Genomic DNA, 12,923 nt, shown 5'->3' with positions numbered 1-12,923 from the left:
GGGACTCCTCTGGCACGATCACCCGCCGGTCGTGGAGCGTTTCGCGGCGGCGCGCTCGCCCAGTGCGGCGAGCGCGGCGTCGTCGTAGCTCGTGGTCGGGAACGGGACGAGCGAGCGAATCGAGTCGTCGCGGACGACGACCTCGTTGGCCATCGAGTCGACCAGGGACCGGCCGGTGTCGCTGTCCACGTCGGTGACCAGCCCCAGCCAGAGCGAGGACAGCCCCGGCGACAGCAGCGGAACCGGCACGATCAGGGTGTGGCGGCCCTGGATCGCCGCGACGCGCCGCAGCATGTCCAGGTAGGCCAGCACGTCCGGCCCACCGATGTCGAACACGCGGCCGGTCGTCTCCTCGACCTGCGCCACCTCGACCAGGTAACGAACGACGTCGGCCACCGCGATCGGCTGGGTCCGGGTCCGGACCCAGCGGGGCGTGATCATCGCCGGGAGACGTTCGACGAGCTGGCGGGTCATCTCCCAGGAGATGCCTCCGTTGCCGACGATGATCCCGGCGCGCAGCGCGGTCACCGGCACCCCCGACCCGCCGAGGAGCGACTCGACCTCACGGCGGCTGCGCAGGTGGGCGGACAGGTCGTCGCGGTCGTCGCCGAGCCCGCCCAGGTAGATGATCCGACGGATCCCCGCGTCGGCGGCCGCGCGGGCGAAGCGCCGCGCGGCGTCGGCGTCGCGGGTCTCGAAGTCGGGTTCGCCCAGCGAGTGCACGAGGTAGTAGGCGATGTCGCAGCCCGCCAGTGCGTCGGCGAGTGAGGCCTCGTCGTTGACGTCACCGAACACCGGCTCGCCCGAACCGAGGTACCGGTCGGGGTGGCGGGTCATCGCCCGCACGGTGTGGCCCGCGTCCTCCAGACGTGGGCACAGCCGGGTGCCGATGAAACCCGAGGAACCGGCCACGGCCGTCTTCATCGGGGCCTGCCCAGCCGGGCCTGGTCGTCGAAGGGTGCCGGGTGATGCGTCATGCCCAGCACCTACCCTCGGGTACCGGACGTACACCTGGCGCGGTCAGCGAACCTCGGCCGAGGGTTCTCTGCTGAGGCGGTGCGGCTGGATGACGGTCAGCGGAACCTCGGGTGGCAGGCGTTCGGCATGGATGGCGTCGTGCACGTCGTACAGGTGGGCGTAGGCCCGCTCGGGGAGCTGCCACACCGCGTCCCGCAGCCGCCCGCCGGTCGCGTTGTAGTCGGCCCAGGCCAACAGCTGCCATCGCTGCGCGGGGTACGACACACCACGCAGCGCGTAGGCCAACTCCTCGATCGCGATGCTGTCCACAGTCTCGCCGCTTCCGTGGTGCGCTCGGTGAAGTCGGAGACACCGTGCGCCGGGTCCTCCGTTGGCACCTACCGATACAAGGCTAGAGAGCGTGCGCGTCGCGGGCGTGCCCCCAGAGAGGCAATCTGTCCCCTCGAACGGGAGGGTGGCCTGGTCAGAACAGCAGCGACACCGCGATGTCCTCGACGGCGTCGAGCGTCGGGTCGGAGTAGTGGCGGGCGAGTGAGCCGTGCGCGCGCAGCACGGCGATTCCGTGAGCGAGGGCCCAGGCCGCGCTGGTGAGCGCCGCCGAGTCGGCCTCCCCGCGCCAGCCCCGGCGCTGGCACTCCTCGAGGTGGGCCCGGAGCGCCTCGAACGCGATACCGCTGGTGCGCATGTACTCGGGGTCCTCGACCCGGACCGACGCCGGCCGGAACATGAGGTCGAAGTGCTCCGGATAGTTCTCGGCGAACTCGGAGTACGCCCTGGTCAAGAGCGGCAGCTGGGCCACCGGGTCGGCCTCGCCGCCGCTGAGCGCCTCGGCCAGGTGCTCGGTGAACAGCTCGAACCCCCTGGCCGCGACGGCCGTCAGCAGACCCACCTTGTCGCCGAAGTGATGGGCGGGGGCGGCGTGTGAGACCCCGATCCGCCGGGCGACGCCCCGCAGGCTGAGCCCGTCGACGCCGGTCTCGCCGAGCGCGAGGACGGCTGCGTCGAGCAGGGCCACACGCAGGTCGCCCTCGTAGTGGGTACCCACTTTTCGAGGGCCTCCCCCAGCATTGATTGACACTGACAATCTCCTCGCTAGTATGACACTGTCAAACACTGGCCCTGGTGGTCTCCAGCGTGCCAGACCTCCCGCCGCACGGAATCGCCATGCGCCCGTGCCGGCCCACGCCGTCAGGAGTAGCTGTGCTGCAGAGACTTGCTCGTCGCGAGTACCTCCGGGGTCTTCGTGCGCTCGAACGCGGAGACCTGGACGCCCTTCTGGCGCAGTTCGACGGCCGCTGCCAGTTCGAGTTCACCGGTGACTCACCGCTGGGCGCGCAGCTGTCCGGCTCGGTCGAGCTGCGACGCTGGTTCGAGCGGTTCCTGCGGCTGTTGCCGGAGCCCCGCTTCGACGTCCGGCGAGTCGTCTCGGCCGGTCCGCCGTGGCGGCAACAGCTGACCGCGCACGTCGTCATCCACAGCTCGATCGCCGGAGCTCCGTACGAGAACCAGTTCGCGCACTTCCTGGTGCTGCGCTGGGGCAAGGTGGTCCACGACCTGGTCATCGAGGACACCCAGAGATGGGCCCGAGGCTGCGAACGTCTGGTCGCCTCGGGTGTCGCGGAGGCGGCCGAAGGGCGCATGACCTCGGCATCGGTCGGGGCGAGCCGATGAGAACGATGCTCGGTGTCTCGCTGGCCGCGGCGCTCGTGACGGCCGGTCTCGCGGTGGCCCCGGTGGCTCACGCCTCGGAGGACGCGGACGCACTAGGCAATACCCAGACCTTTCGTGCGCAGGCGTCACCGGCGCGGCCGGGGGAGGGCATCGTCTTCGATCTCGAACAGACCTACGACAACCGGGTGCGCGCGGTTCCGCTGCGCTCACCGACCGAGGTGGTCATCCATTTCCCTCGCGGTGTCGTGTGGAACGGGCCGGTGTTCCCCCAGTGCGACCCGGGACAGCTGAGGTCACGTGGGCCGTCCGCGTGCCCGGCCGGTTCGAGGTTCGCCACCGCCGAGGTGCTCGCGGCGGCCGGGGTGGCGCCACTGACCCACCGGGCGCACGTCACGGAGTTCGTGGGGCCGGCGCTGGACGGCGACCCCACCCAGCTGCTGTACGTCGAGACGCCGATCGCGCCCCCGTTCGTGCTCACCGGGGTCGTGCGTGACGAGCCGCAAGGTCCCTACGGGCCGGCGCTGCACGTGGATCTGCGCGACCTTCCCGGCGGTACCGCGGCGACACCCTCACCGATCGTGATCACCTCGCTGCGCAACATCGACATCCACACCTATGTCGAGCGGGAGGTCGACGGTCGGACCCGCCGGATCCCGCTCATCGTGGCGCCGCCCACCTGCACCGGCCGGTGGTACTACGCGATCGACAGCGTGTTCCCCGCCGGGCCACCGATCAGGAGCACCAGCAGCCAGGTGTGCGGGTAGTACTCGCATGCGGATCTCGGAGCTGGGCCTGCGGGCGGGCCTTCCGGTGGCGACGATCAAGTACTACCTGCGCTCGGGTCTGTTGCCCGCCGGGCGGCGCACCTCGACCACACAGGCCGTCTACGACGACGGCCACGTGCGTCGCCTCCGGCTGGTCCGGGCGCTCAGTGAGGTCGGCGGACTGCCGCTGGTGACCGTGCGGGCGGTGCTCGACCTGGTCGACGACACCGAGTCGGGACCGCATGAGACGCTCGTCCGCGTGCGGGACGCGTTGGCCGGGGGCCCCGGCCCGGCGGGGGACGACCCGGACCGGCTGTCGGCGCGCACCGAGGTCGACGCGCTGCTGAAGGAGCTGGGCTGGCAGGTGCGCCACCGCGCCCCGGCACGGGACCAGCTCGCCGACGCACTGCTGGCGTTGCGCCGCCTGGACGCCGCGCCGGCCAGGGACGTCCTGGACGCCTACGCAGAGGCCGCGCACCGCATCGCGGCCAGCGAGATCACCGCGCTGACCAGCGCCTCGGCGCCCGGGGACGAGATGGTGCGGCACAGGGTGGTCGGCGCCGTGCTCCACGAGCCGGTCGTGCTCGCCCTGTGCCGCCTCGCCGAGGAACACGAGGCCGCCCGGCAGCTCGCACGCGGTGCGGCCCGAGCGGGCTATGCTCCCGAATCCTCGATATGATCATGCAGTCTGGGCAATGTCCGTCTTCGCCGTACCGCGGGTAATCGATGAGCGTGCCCCCGGTGGGACTCGAACCCACACTGCGGCCCTTTTAAGGGGCTTGCCTCTGCCGATTGGGCTACGGGGGCGACAGCACTGAGGGTACGGGCTAGTCCGTTAGGAAAGAAAAGTGCACTCGATACGGTGGTCTCAGTAAGCTCTCCTGTACGGAGAGTTGTCACCAGTTACGAGTTTAGTTGTGTGCTGAGCCAATCAGTGGCGAATCAGTGCGCTCAGATGAGGTTCGCTCGGCGGGCCACCGCAAGCGCTTCAATGCGGCTGCGCACACCCAGTTTGGCAAGCAGTGCCTTCGTGTAGCTGCGCACAGTGCTCTCCGCGAGGTACAGCTCCTGGGATATCTCCCTGGTCGACTGACCGAGCGCGAGCGCGCGCAGCACGTCGTACTCGCGCGGCGATAAAGCATCGACCACCGGTCCGGTGTCGCCACCCCGAGCGCCGCCGCGCTCCGTGCGTAGCCGGGGGTCGAGATAGCCCCGGTCGGAGTCGAGGACTGTACGCAGCGCGACCACCAGGTCGCGGCCGTCCTTGAACACGGCTCCGTCGGCGCCCGCGCGCAGGGCCGCGTGCACCGGCTCGTTCTCCTCCGACGCGGTGTGGATCAGCACCTTCGTCGCCGGCGCCGCCTTCTTCACCGCGCCGGAGATCTCGGGGTTGAACCGGCCGCCCATCCGCAGGTCCAGGATCACCGCGTCCGGCTGCAGCTCGCCGGCCAGCCGAACCGCGCCGACCGGCTCGCTCGCCTCTCCGACGATTCGCAGGTCCGGGTGCGCGGCCAGGATGTTGCGCACCCCGTCGAAGACGACAGGGTGGTCGTCGACGATCAGGATGCGGCGCTCGGCCGATGGCTCGTCGCCGTTCTCGATGGACAGAGCGAACGTGGTCGCGGTGCTCATCGCGCCTCGCGGGCCAGCTCGGGACTGGGGCCGGGCTGGCGGGGCAGTTCGACGCGCAGCTGAGTGCCACCCTCCTCGACGCGACGCAGGATGACCGAGCCGCCGATGCGTTCCACCTGTTCGGCCATCGAGGTGAACCCCCAGTGGTGGCCATCGGCCGGAACGACCCTGGGCTCGAAACCGGCCGGCAGGCCCAGCCCGTCGTCCTGGACGACCAGGCGCAGCCGGTCGAGGCGGTAGTCGAGTGTGACGATCACGATGCTCGCGTGCGCGTGACGTTCGATGTTGAACAACGCCTGGCGCAGACAGCTCAACGTCACCCGCTCGACGGCGGCGGGAAGGTGCTCGGGCAGTCCGTGCAGCACGAGGTGGGACACGACCCCGGTCCGGTCGGTGAAGTCGTCCAGGTCACGCTGGGTCGCGGTCGGCACGGTGTCGGTCGCTTCGGTGGGGCCGCAGCCGCTGATCACTCCGCGTAGCCGCTGCTGGGCTTCCTGGAGCTGGTCGGCGAGCAGTCGTACGGTCGCCAGCAGCTCGGCCGGATCGTCCGCGTGCAGCTCCTGAGCGCGCCGGGCGCGGCCGGTCATGGCGAACAGCAGCTGGCTGACGTCGTCGTGCAGTGCGGTGGCGATACGTTGCCGCTCGGCGCTCACCCGCAGCTCGATGTGGCCATCCGCGGCGAGCTGGCCCGCCGACCGCGCCACGTTCGATACAGGTGACGCGGTCGCGGGTGCGGCAGCCATTGCCCAATCGCGAAGCGCGGTCATACTCCGTCAACGAGCGGAGCCCCAGCGGGTTAACGTGTTCCACTCGAAAGAAGTATCCCGAATTATTGACTGGACAATGTGACGGTAGGTCACCAGCTGGACTTGCGGACGCCGGGTAGATAACCGCCGTGCGCCAGTTCCCGCATTCGCACCCTGGAGACCCCGAACGCCCGCAGGAAACCTCTCGGGCGGCCGTCGGCGGCGTCCCGGTTGCGCACTCGCGTCGCGCTCGCGTCCCGGGGCTGACGGCTCAGCTCACGGCGGGCGGCGTCGCGTTCCTCCGGTGTGCTGCGCGGGCTGGCGATGATCGCGGTGAGCTCCGCTCGACGCTCCCGGTAGCGCTCGACGATGACCCGTCGCCGGTCGTTGCGGACGATCTTGCTGCGCTTGGCCATCAGAACTTCTCCCCACGGGCGCGCAGCGTCGCCGCCACGGACTCGATGCCGTACCGGTCGACCGTCTTGATCGCCTTCGTGCTCAGCCGCAACCGGATGTGCCGCCCTTCGCTGGGCAGCCAGTACCGGCGGACCTGAACATTCGGATCCCACCGCCGGCTGATGCGCCGATGCGAATGCGACACGGATTTCCCGAACCCGGGCTTACGCCCGGTCAACTGACAATGCCGAGACATACTTTTCCTTTCACACGTGAGTGGCAAGGGTGTCTACCGCGGAGCGGCGCCGCAGGCGTAGGCGCTCGGAGCACTCACGACAGCTTTTCCGTCGTGAGTGATCCGGGCGCCTATAGGCGCCCTTGCCACTCACGAGTCGACGGCGAAGCCGAGATGCCTTAAACCCAGCCACGGCGAAGACCGGACCTACCGAGGCGTAGCGCTCGGATAAGGCAGCAACGCCATCTCCCGCGCGTTCCGAATCGCCACCGCCACCTCACGCTGCTGCTTCGGCGTGAGCCCGGTGACCCGCCGGGCGCGGATCTTGCCCCGGTCGGAGATGAACGACCGCAGCAGTCCCACGTCCTTCCAGTCCACCGAGTCGATCTTTCGTGCGCGCAGCGGGTTCGCCTTCCGGCGGGGCGTGCGCCGCACGTCGACGCGCGCCATCAGCGCTCCTCGCGGAAGTCGACGTGCCGCCGGATCCGGGGGTCGTACTTGCGTAGCACCATCCGGTCCGGGTCGTTGCGACGGTTCTTGCGCGTCACGTACGTGAAGCCGGTCCCGGCCGTCGAACGCAGCTTGACCAGGGGTCGGACGTCGGTTGAAGCCATCCGGTCACACCTCCATCGATAATGAAAGTCGTTTTCATCTATGCTCGAGATTAGCAGACCGAGGATGGAGGAGTTCGTGGATACCGAGCTGGTACTGGTGAGTGGGGTGACCGCGCCGGGGGTCGGCGCGGTGGTGGACCGGTTACTGACCGAACCGGGCACGGCCGTCCTGCACCACGATCTGGCCGACGTGACGTCCGGTGTCGTGCGCCGCAGGCTGAGGCTGTCCGGGAAGGGCGGCCCGTCCGGCCGTATCGTGGTGTCGGACGCGACGGCGGTGCTCGAGCTGGCGCACGGATGCGTGTCCTGCACGCTGCGCGAGGACGTGCTGCCCCTGATCAGGGAGCTCTCCAGGAGGCCGTCGGTCAGGCGGATCGTCCTGCACCTGGACCCGGCGCTGGAGCCCGAGCAGGTGTGCTGGGCGGTGCTGCACGTCCTGCTGGACGGCACCCCGGTCGCCGCCGACGTGCAGCTGACCGGCGTCATCACGGTCCTGGACGAGAGCAGGTTCCTCGCCGACGCGGCCAGCGAGGACGACGTCACGGGTCGGGGCCTCGCGGCGCTTCCGGACGACGAGCGCACGATCGCGCAGCTGGTGGTCGGCCAGGCGGAGTTCGCCGACCTGCTGGTACTGACCGGCGGGCCGGCCGAGCAGTGGCTGCGTGCCCGCACCGAGGCGGTTCTGACCCGGCTCACCCCGCTGGCCCCGTGCATCGAGCTCGCCGCACTCGACGCGGTCTCGCCGCTCGCCGCGCTGCCCCCGACCGCGCGTCGGGGTGTCCCGGAGAGCCCGCACGCGACGTTGCTGCGCGGCCAGCCGCCGCTGACCGGCGACTGCGGCGTCGAGCTACTGGTGTTCACCGCGCGGCGGCCGTTCCACCCCGAACGGCTGCACGACGCCATGGACCTGCTGCTGGACGGCGTCATCCGGACCAAGGGCCGGATTTGGCTGGCCACCCGGCCGGACGCCGTGCTGTGGATCGAGTCCGCCGGGGGCGGGCTGCAGGTGGGGTACGTCGACGACTGGCTCGCGGCGGGCGACGACGAGGCGTGGGTCAAGGCCTCAGCGGAACGTCGCACCAGCGCCGCGCTGCGCTGGCACCCGCGGTACGGCGACCGCGTGCAGGAGCTGAGCGTGCTGACCTGCGGCGCCGACCCCGCCGAGATCGAGGACGGCCTGCGCGCCGCCCTGCTCACCGACGCCGAGCTGCTGATGGGCGAGGACGCCTGGCAGCGGTTCTCCGACCCGTTCGGCTGGTACCACACCGACCCGTGCGGAGAGGTCATCCCGACCCGGCCAGGTTCCGCCCGACACCCAGGAGAGGACTACGCATGAAACCCGGCATCCACCCCGACTACCACCCGGTGGTGTTCCGAGACCGCTCGACGGGACAGGAGTTCCTGACCCGCTCGACCGCGACCTCCGACACCACTGTGACCTGGTCCGACGGCAACGAGTACCCGTTGCTGACGGTCGACGTGACCAGCTACTCGCACCCGTTCTGGACCGGGAAGAGCCGGGTACTGGACGCGGCCGGGCAGGTCGAGAAGTTCCGCCGCCGCTACGGCGCACGCGGGGGGCAGCGCTGATGGCCGTCCCCAAGCGCCGGACCTCCCGCTCGAACACCCGCTCCCGCCGCTCGCAGTGGAAGGCCACCCCGGTCGACCTGGTCCCGATCCTGATATCCGGCCGCCGCCACCTGGTCCCCAGACGCCTGGTCCGCGCCTACCAACGAGGCCTCCTGGACCCACCCCCCACTTCGTGAGTGGCAAGTGGTTCTACCCCGAAGGAGCGCCGAAGGCGTAGCACCACTCGCCACTCACGACACGCTTTTTCGTCGTGAGTGGCGAGTGGCGCTATAGGACCACTCGCCACTCACGGGGTAGTAGACCCGACCACCTCAGAACTACCGACGAGGCGGCCGGACGCTGGCGATCAGCAACAGCACGCCCACCAGCACCGCTCCGCCGGCCAGCAGCCAGCGAGGGTCGAGGCTGGGGAAGTTCGGCACCCAGTTCGCCAGCGCCATGCATGCCATCGCCAGGGTCACCAGCCCGGCCAGCAGGGGCAGCAGATCGGGCCCCTGCCTGCGCCGCTTGGTCTCGGTGACGGTGTCGGTGCTGGTCTCGGTGGTGTCGGTCCAGTTCGGATCCTGGTCAGCCACGGTTCACGCTCACGGTTCCGGCTCCTACGGTGATGTCGATGTCCAGCGGGCGCCCGCCCGCTGTGTGGTCCTCACCCAGATCGGCGTCGCGCAGATCGGCGCCGGGGGCGCCGTCATCGTGCTGGCCGAGGCAGTCGACGCTGCCCACGTCGGTGTGGCAGCGCACCGTCACGTCCGCGTTCGGCGGCAGGATGACGATGACCTCACCGGCCTGCATGCTGATCTTGGTGTGTACCGGCGGCAGCGGCGGGACGCCGGGTGCCGGTGGTGGAACCGGTGCCGCGCCGGTGGGCGCCGGTTGTCCCGGCGCGGGAGGAACAGGGGGCGGCGGGGGTGTCCCTGGCGCCGACAGGTCGAGCTGGGTCAGGTCCAGCTCCACCGTGCCGAAACCCCGGTGGTAGGTCTCGGCCAGCCCGGCCACGGTGGTCGGGGCGATGCGCAGCTCCCCGGACTGCTCCCAGTGGTTGATCCTCGCCTTCGTCACGCCGAACGCGATCAGGACCAACGGGATGGCCAGCAGGATCAGCCCGCGTCCCTGGTGGAGGAACGCGCCGAGCAGCAACCCGAGCGCGATCACCGCCAGGACGCAGCCGAGTACCAGCCGGACGGCGTCGGGTCCGCCTGGACCGCCCGCCATCAGGATGATCGACGCGACCACCCCTCCGGTCAGCACCGCGAGTGCGAAGACGATCGCGGTCAGTGGCTTGCGGCGTCGCTTCGGTGGCGGCGGCGGTTCACCGTGGCCGGGCAAGTCCGGGGCGAAGGGGTCCGCGCCCAACAGACTGGGGCTCGGCACGGGTGCCGGACCGGGCTCCGGGTCCGGGGTGGCGACCGGGCGCGGCTCGGTGCCGGGAAGGCCCCGGTCCGCCCGGTTCTGGTGCAGCAGGTAGAGCAGGCCGGCGGTGACCACGAGCCCGGCGATCAGGCCGAGGCCGCCGCGCATCAGTGACGACAGGGCGAACAGCGCCGCCACGATGGCCGCGATCATCACGATCGGATGCACCGAGCCGCTGGCCCGATTGGCGAACGGGCCACTCGGCGGCTCGTTCGGGTCGGCGGGCAGCACGACCCACGCGGCGAGGTAGAGCAGGATCCCGACGCCGTAGATCGCGGCCACCACGAAACCGATGCGGACGAGGACCGGGTCGATGTCGTAGCGGCGGCCGATCGCCCCGCACACGCCGGCGATCTTCTTGTCGGACTGCCGGCGGCTCGGTCTGGTCTGCCAGATGGCGGCCAGTACGGCACGGGGCTCGGTGGTCGGGCTCATGGCTCTCACTCTGCTCGTCGGACGGGGTGCGTCCATCGGGGTCGAACCCGGAGTGATCCCTGAGTCACGTGTGCCCGGCGTCGGGGCCCTGCCCTGTCTCAGACCGGGGCATATCCGGGTCTACCCCGATGAATACCACGCCGGTCCGTGTGAACATGGGAGCCATGAGCACGACGGAAGTCCCGATCGGATCGGTCGCGCGGCAGCGGACGCTGCTTCGGCACCGCTCCGGGCGGATGGTCGCCGGGGTCGCCGGCGGTATCGCCGAGCACCTCGGGGTGCCGGTCGGGTGGGTGCGCGCCGGGTTCACGGTGCTCGCCACGCTGTCCGGCGCCGGAGTGGTCGCGTACGGGCTGTGCTGGGTGTTCATCCCGCAGGAGAGCCCGGACCAGGTCCGCGACGTGTCCGGCCGGGAACGCAGGCAGGCGCTGGGGCTGGCCGTGCTCGGGATCGGTGTGGCGACGGCGGCGTCGGCGGCGGGGGACAGCGTCGTCGGCTGGATCGTCGGTCCGCTGGGTGTCGTGGCGGTCGGCGTCGCGCTGGTGTGGCGGGAGGCGGACGAGACCCGGCGTCGCCGGTGGGCGGCCGCGAGCCGTTCTGGTCTGCTCGGCGCCGGCGGCAAGGCCGCCACGCTGCGGATCGTGCTGGGCGGGCTGTTCGTCGCGTGCGGGCTGGTGATGCTGCTCGTCGGGCGGGTGACGCTGAGCCAGGTGCCGTCGGCGCTGCTCGCGGTGACCGCGACGCTGGTCGGCGTCGGAGTGCTCACGGTGCCGTTCTGGGTTCGGCTGTCCCAGGAGCTCGGCGACGAACGCCGGGAGCGCATCCGGGAGACCGAACGCGCCGAGATCGCCGCGCACCTGCACGACTCGGTGCTGCAGACCCTCGCGCTCATCCAGCGTCAGGCGGAACGACCACGTGAGGTGCGTCGGCTGGCCCGGGGCCAGGAGCGGGAGCTGCGCACCTGGCTGTACGGGCCCACGGGGTACGGGCACGTGGGTTCCCCGCCGGGTGAGGCGGGCAGGCCCTCGGCGTGCACGGTGGCCGAGGCGATCACGTCGGCGGCGGCCGAGGTCGAGGACACGTACGCGATCGCGGTGCGGCCGGTCGTGGTCGGAGACTGCGAGCTGAACGACCGGCTGGCGGCACTCGCGCAGGCCGCGCGGGAGGCGATGGTCAACGCGGCCAAGCACGCACAGGTCGGCGAGGTGAGCCTGTACGCGGAGATCGAACCGGACGCGGTGCACGTGTTCGTGCGTGACCGTGGTGTCGGGTTCGACCCGGAGGAGGTGCCGGACGACCGGCACGGCCTCGTCGACTCGGTGCACGGCAGGATGGATCGACACGGCGGCTCGGTGTCGCTGCGCAGCACACCCGGTGAGGGCACCGAGGTGCACCTGCGGATGCCGAGGCCGGAATTCGAGGGAGCGGAATGACCGAGCACACCAGCGACGAGACGGCCCGCCTGCGGGTGTACCTGGTCGACGACCATGCACTGTTCAGGGCCGGGGTCCGTGCCGAGCTGGACACGGTGGCCGACGACGTCGAGGTGATCGGCGAGGCCGGATCGGTCGCCGAGGCGGTCGCCGGCACCCGGCACTACAAGCCGGACGTCGTGCTGCTGGACGTCCACATGCCCGACGGCGGCGGCGCCGAGGTGCTGCGCCAGGTGCGGGCCGAGCTGCCGGACGTCGTGTTCCTCGCGTTGAGCGTGTCCGACGCCGCGGACGACGTGATCGCGGTGATCAGGGCCGGCGCCAGGGGATACGTCACGAAGACGATCTCCGGCCGGGAGCTGGCCGACGCTGTGCGCAGGGTCAAGGCCGGTGACGCGGTGTTCTCGCCCCGGCTGGCGGGATTCGTGCTGGACGCCTTCTCCGACCGTCCTGGCGCGGCCCCGCCGGTGGACCCCGAACTGGACCTGCTCACCCCTCGGGAACGAGACGTCCTGCGCCTGCTGGCCAGGGGCTACGCCTACAAGGAGATCGCGGCCGAGCTGTACATCTCGATCAAGACGGTGGAGACCCACGTCTCCAGCGTCCTGCGCAAGACCCAGCTCTCCAACCGCCACGAACTCTCCCGCTGGGCCTCCGACCGCCGCCTGGTCTGAACACCCCGTTACCTTCTTCGTGGCTCCTGATCAAGGAGCTCCGGTCGCCAGGCCCGGTATGACTTACACCCCCAGTCGCACGCATGATCCGGGGGGTGGTGTCACCGGGTCTGGTGGCATCGGTGGACCGCTAATAGGGACACGGCCACCCTCTGGGTAGGTCTCTTCGTAACGTGGCTGCCGGCTGTCGATGCTGACTGGTGACCGGCACATTCGGTAGGAGAGACGGTACGCACGTGGACAACGGTTACGAGGTGTTCCTCGGCCTGGACGTCGGCAAGGGTGCCCACCACGCTGTCGGTCTAGACCTGGCTGGGAAGCGGCTGTATGACAAGCCGCTGCCCA

Annotated in this window: 19 protein-coding genes and 1 tRNA gene; 8 read left to right on the top strand and 12 right to left on the bottom strand. The window is 70.5% G+C overall.

All coding sequences use genetic code 11. The features are described from left to right. Positions 1-18: 18 nt before the first annotated feature. The 3 genes from G406_RS0111205 to G406_RS46175 all read right to left on the bottom strand — a co-directional run bounded on the left by G406_RS0111205 (position 19) and on the right by G406_RS46175 (position 2,023). The gene (locus tag G406_RS0111205) at positions 19-924 is read right to left on the bottom strand and encodes an NAD(P)H-binding protein (RefSeq protein ID WP_028933906.1); all 906 of its coding nucleotides are present in this window, start codon (positions 922-924) and stop codon (positions 19-21) included. A gap of 96 nt (positions 925-1,020) precedes the next feature. Further along, a complete protein-coding gene (locus G406_RS0111200) occupies positions 1,021-1,287 on the bottom strand; it encodes a DUF2795 domain-containing protein (protein WP_028933905.1) in 267 nt (88 codons plus the stop codon). 154 nt (positions 1,288-1,441) lie between these two features. Then, positions 1,442-2,023: a TetR/AcrR family transcriptional regulator gene (locus G406_RS46175; RefSeq protein ID WP_051341948.1), complete on the bottom strand. Its 582-nt coding sequence runs from the start codon at positions 2,021-2,023 to the stop codon at positions 1,442-1,444. Positions 2,024-2,178: 155 nt separating this feature from the next. Here G406_RS46175 and G406_RS0111190 point away from each other — a divergent pair, with 155 nt between their 5' ends. Genes G406_RS0111190 through G406_RS0111180 form a run of 3 tightly spaced genes read left to right on the top strand, consistent with a single transcriptional unit; the run spans position 2,179 to position 4,092 of the window. Beyond that, on the top strand, positions 2,179-2,649 hold the full coding sequence (locus G406_RS0111190) for a nuclear transport factor 2 family protein (RefSeq protein WP_028933904.1): 471 nt from the start codon (positions 2,179-2,181) through the stop codon (positions 2,647-2,649). Continuing rightward, positions 2,646-3,413: a hypothetical protein gene (locus tag G406_RS0111185; RefSeq protein WP_156934788.1), complete on the top strand. Its 768-nt coding sequence runs from the start codon at positions 2,646-2,648 to the stop codon at positions 3,411-3,413. The genes G406_RS0111190 and G406_RS0111185 overlap by 4 nt, the downstream gene beginning before the upstream one ends. Positions 3,414-3,420: 7 nt before the next feature. After that, complete coding sequence (locus tag G406_RS0111180; protein WP_028933902.1) at positions 3,421-4,092, top strand: MerR family transcriptional regulator; 672 nt, start codon at positions 3,421-3,423, stop codon at positions 4,090-4,092. A gap of 54 nt (positions 4,093-4,146) precedes the next feature. Here the strand turns inward: G406_RS0111180 and G406_RS0111175 are convergent. The 7 genes from G406_RS0111175 to rpmG form a co-directional block, all read right to left on the bottom strand. Beyond that, a tRNA-Leu gene (locus G406_RS0111175) sits at positions 4,147-4,220 on the bottom strand. Positions 4,221-4,364: 144 nt separating this feature from the next. Continuing rightward, positions 4,365-5,045, bottom strand: a complete 681-nt coding sequence (locus G406_RS0111170; RefSeq protein ID WP_051341947.1) for a response regulator — start codon at positions 5,043-5,045, stop codon at positions 4,365-4,367. After that, entirely contained in the window at positions 5,042-5,788 is a 747-nt protein-coding gene (locus G406_RS0111165; RefSeq protein ID WP_028933900.1) for a sensor histidine kinase, read from the bottom strand. Before G406_RS0111165 ends, G406_RS0111170 begins: the two co-directional genes overlap by 4 nt. A gap of 113 nt (positions 5,789-5,901) precedes the next feature. Further along, positions 5,902-6,207, bottom strand: coding sequence for a 30S ribosomal protein S14 (rpsN, locus tag G406_RS0111160; protein WP_028933899.1), 306 nt, complete (start codon positions 6,205-6,207; stop codon positions 5,902-5,904). Further along, positions 6,207-6,443 (bottom strand): 50S ribosomal protein L28, encoded by a 237-nt coding sequence (gene rpmB, locus G406_RS0111155; RefSeq protein ID WP_028933898.1) that lies wholly within the window; start codon positions 6,441-6,443, stop codon positions 6,207-6,209. Before rpmB ends, rpsN begins: the two co-directional genes overlap by 1 nt. Positions 6,444-6,629: 186 nt before the next feature. Continuing rightward, on the bottom strand, positions 6,630-6,872 hold the full coding sequence (gene rpsR, locus G406_RS0111150) for a 30S ribosomal protein S18 (RefSeq protein ID WP_028933897.1): 243 nt from the start codon (positions 6,870-6,872) through the stop codon (positions 6,630-6,632). Then, positions 6,872-7,036, bottom strand: a complete 165-nt coding sequence (gene rpmG / locus G406_RS0111145; RefSeq protein ID WP_028933896.1) for a 50S ribosomal protein L33 — start codon at positions 7,034-7,036, stop codon at positions 6,872-6,874. The genes rpsR and rpmG overlap by 1 nt, the downstream gene beginning before the upstream one ends. A 76-nt stretch (positions 7,037-7,112) precedes the next feature. Between rpmG and mrf the strand changes: the two genes are divergently transcribed. The 3 genes from mrf to rpmF are packed head-to-tail and all read left to right on the top strand — an operon-like array spanning position 7,113 to position 8,802. After that, positions 7,113-8,372, top strand: a complete 1,260-nt coding sequence (gene mrf, locus G406_RS0111140; RefSeq protein ID WP_245607082.1) for a ribosome hibernation factor-recruiting GTPase MRF — start codon at positions 7,113-7,115, stop codon at positions 8,370-8,372. Next, a complete protein-coding gene (locus G406_RS0111135) occupies positions 8,369-8,626 on the top strand; it encodes a type B 50S ribosomal protein L31 (RefSeq protein WP_028933894.1) in 258 nt (85 codons plus the stop codon). The genes mrf and G406_RS0111135 overlap by 4 nt, the downstream gene beginning before the upstream one ends. Continuing rightward, positions 8,626-8,802: a 50S ribosomal protein L32 gene (gene rpmF / locus G406_RS55570; protein WP_084215978.1), complete on the top strand. Its 177-nt coding sequence runs from the start codon at positions 8,626-8,628 to the stop codon at positions 8,800-8,802. The genes G406_RS0111135 and rpmF overlap by 1 nt, the downstream gene beginning before the upstream one ends. A 141-nt stretch (positions 8,803-8,943) precedes the next feature. Here rpmF and G406_RS0111130 read toward each other — a convergent pair whose 3' ends face one another. Further along, on the bottom strand, positions 8,944-9,201 hold the full coding sequence (locus G406_RS0111130; protein WP_028933893.1) for a hypothetical protein: 258 nt from the start codon (positions 9,199-9,201) through the stop codon (positions 8,944-8,946). Next, on the bottom strand, positions 9,194-10,471 hold the full coding sequence (locus tag G406_RS0111125; RefSeq protein WP_028933892.1) for a PspC domain-containing protein: 1,278 nt from the start codon (positions 10,469-10,471) through the stop codon (positions 9,194-9,196). Before G406_RS0111125 ends, G406_RS0111130 begins: the two co-directional genes overlap by 8 nt. A gap of 164 nt (positions 10,472-10,635) precedes the next feature. Here G406_RS0111125 and G406_RS0111120 point away from each other — a divergent pair, with 164 nt between their 5' ends. Both G406_RS0111120 and G406_RS0111115 read left to right on the top strand, forming a co-directional pair. Further along, positions 10,636-11,904 (top strand): ATP-binding protein, encoded by a 1,269-nt coding sequence (locus G406_RS0111120; protein WP_245607081.1) that lies wholly within the window; start codon positions 10,636-10,638, stop codon positions 11,902-11,904. Further along, complete coding sequence (locus G406_RS0111115; RefSeq protein ID WP_028933890.1) at positions 11,901-12,578, top strand: response regulator; 678 nt, start codon at positions 11,901-11,903, stop codon at positions 12,576-12,578. Before G406_RS0111120 ends, G406_RS0111115 begins: the two co-directional genes overlap by 4 nt. Positions 12,579-12,923: the final 345 nt, after the last annotated feature.

This window comes from Actinospineispora spinosispora DSM 44797 (assembly GCF_000429025.1).
Lineage (GTDB): Bacteria > Actinomycetota > Actinomycetes > Mycobacteriales > Pseudonocardiaceae > Pseudonocardia > Pseudonocardia spinosispora.
The sequence above is the reverse complement of the archived record's forward strand: the minus strand, read 5'-3'. Positions and strand labels throughout refer to the sequence as shown.

Coding starts and splice junctions, on each gene's coding strand:
- G406_RS0111185 (WP_156934788.1), top strand. CDS start 2,646: ATGAGAACGATGCTCGGTGTCTCGCTGGCCGCGGCGCTCGTGACGGCC.
- G406_RS0111205 (WP_028933906.1), bottom strand. CDS start 924: ATGAAGACGGCCGTGGCCGGTTCCTCGGGTTTCATCGGCACCCGGCTG.
- G406_RS0111125 (WP_028933892.1), bottom strand. CDS start 10,471: ATGAGCCCGACCACCGAGCCCCGTGCCGTACTGGCCGCCATCTGGCAG.
- G406_RS0111180 (WP_028933902.1), top strand. CDS start 3,421: ATGCGGATCTCGGAGCTGGGCCTGCGGGCGGGCCTTCCGGTGGCGACG.
- rpmF (WP_084215978.1), top strand. CDS start 8,626: ATGGCCGTCCCCAAGCGCCGGACCTCCCGCTCGAACACCCGCTCCCGC.
- G406_RS0111120 (WP_245607081.1), top strand. CDS start 10,636: ATGAGCACGACGGAAGTCCCGATCGGATCGGTCGCGCGGCAGCGGACG.
- rpsN (WP_028933899.1), bottom strand. CDS start 6,207: ATGGCCAAGCGCAGCAAGATCGTCCGCAACGACCGGCGACGGGTCATC.
- G406_RS0111115 (WP_028933890.1), top strand. CDS start 11,901: ATGACCGAGCACACCAGCGACGAGACGGCCCGCCTGCGGGTGTACCTG.
- rpmB (WP_028933898.1), bottom strand. CDS start 6,443: ATGTCTCGGCATTGTCAGTTGACCGGGCGTAAGCCCGGGTTCGGGAAA.
- G406_RS0111135 (WP_028933894.1), top strand. CDS start 8,369: ATGAAACCCGGCATCCACCCCGACTACCACCCGGTGGTGTTCCGAGAC.
- rpsR (WP_028933897.1), bottom strand. CDS start 6,872: ATGGCGCGCGTCGACGTGCGGCGCACGCCCCGCCGGAAGGCGAACCCG.
- G406_RS0111165 (WP_028933900.1), bottom strand. CDS start 5,788: ATGGCTGCCGCACCCGCGACCGCGTCACCTGTATCGAACGTGGCGCGG.
- rpmG (WP_028933896.1), bottom strand. CDS start 7,036: ATGGCTTCAACCGACGTCCGACCCCTGGTCAAGCTGCGTTCGACGGCC.
- G406_RS0111170 (WP_051341947.1), bottom strand. CDS start 5,045: ATGAGCACCGCGACCACGTTCGCTCTGTCCATCGAGAACGGCGACGAG.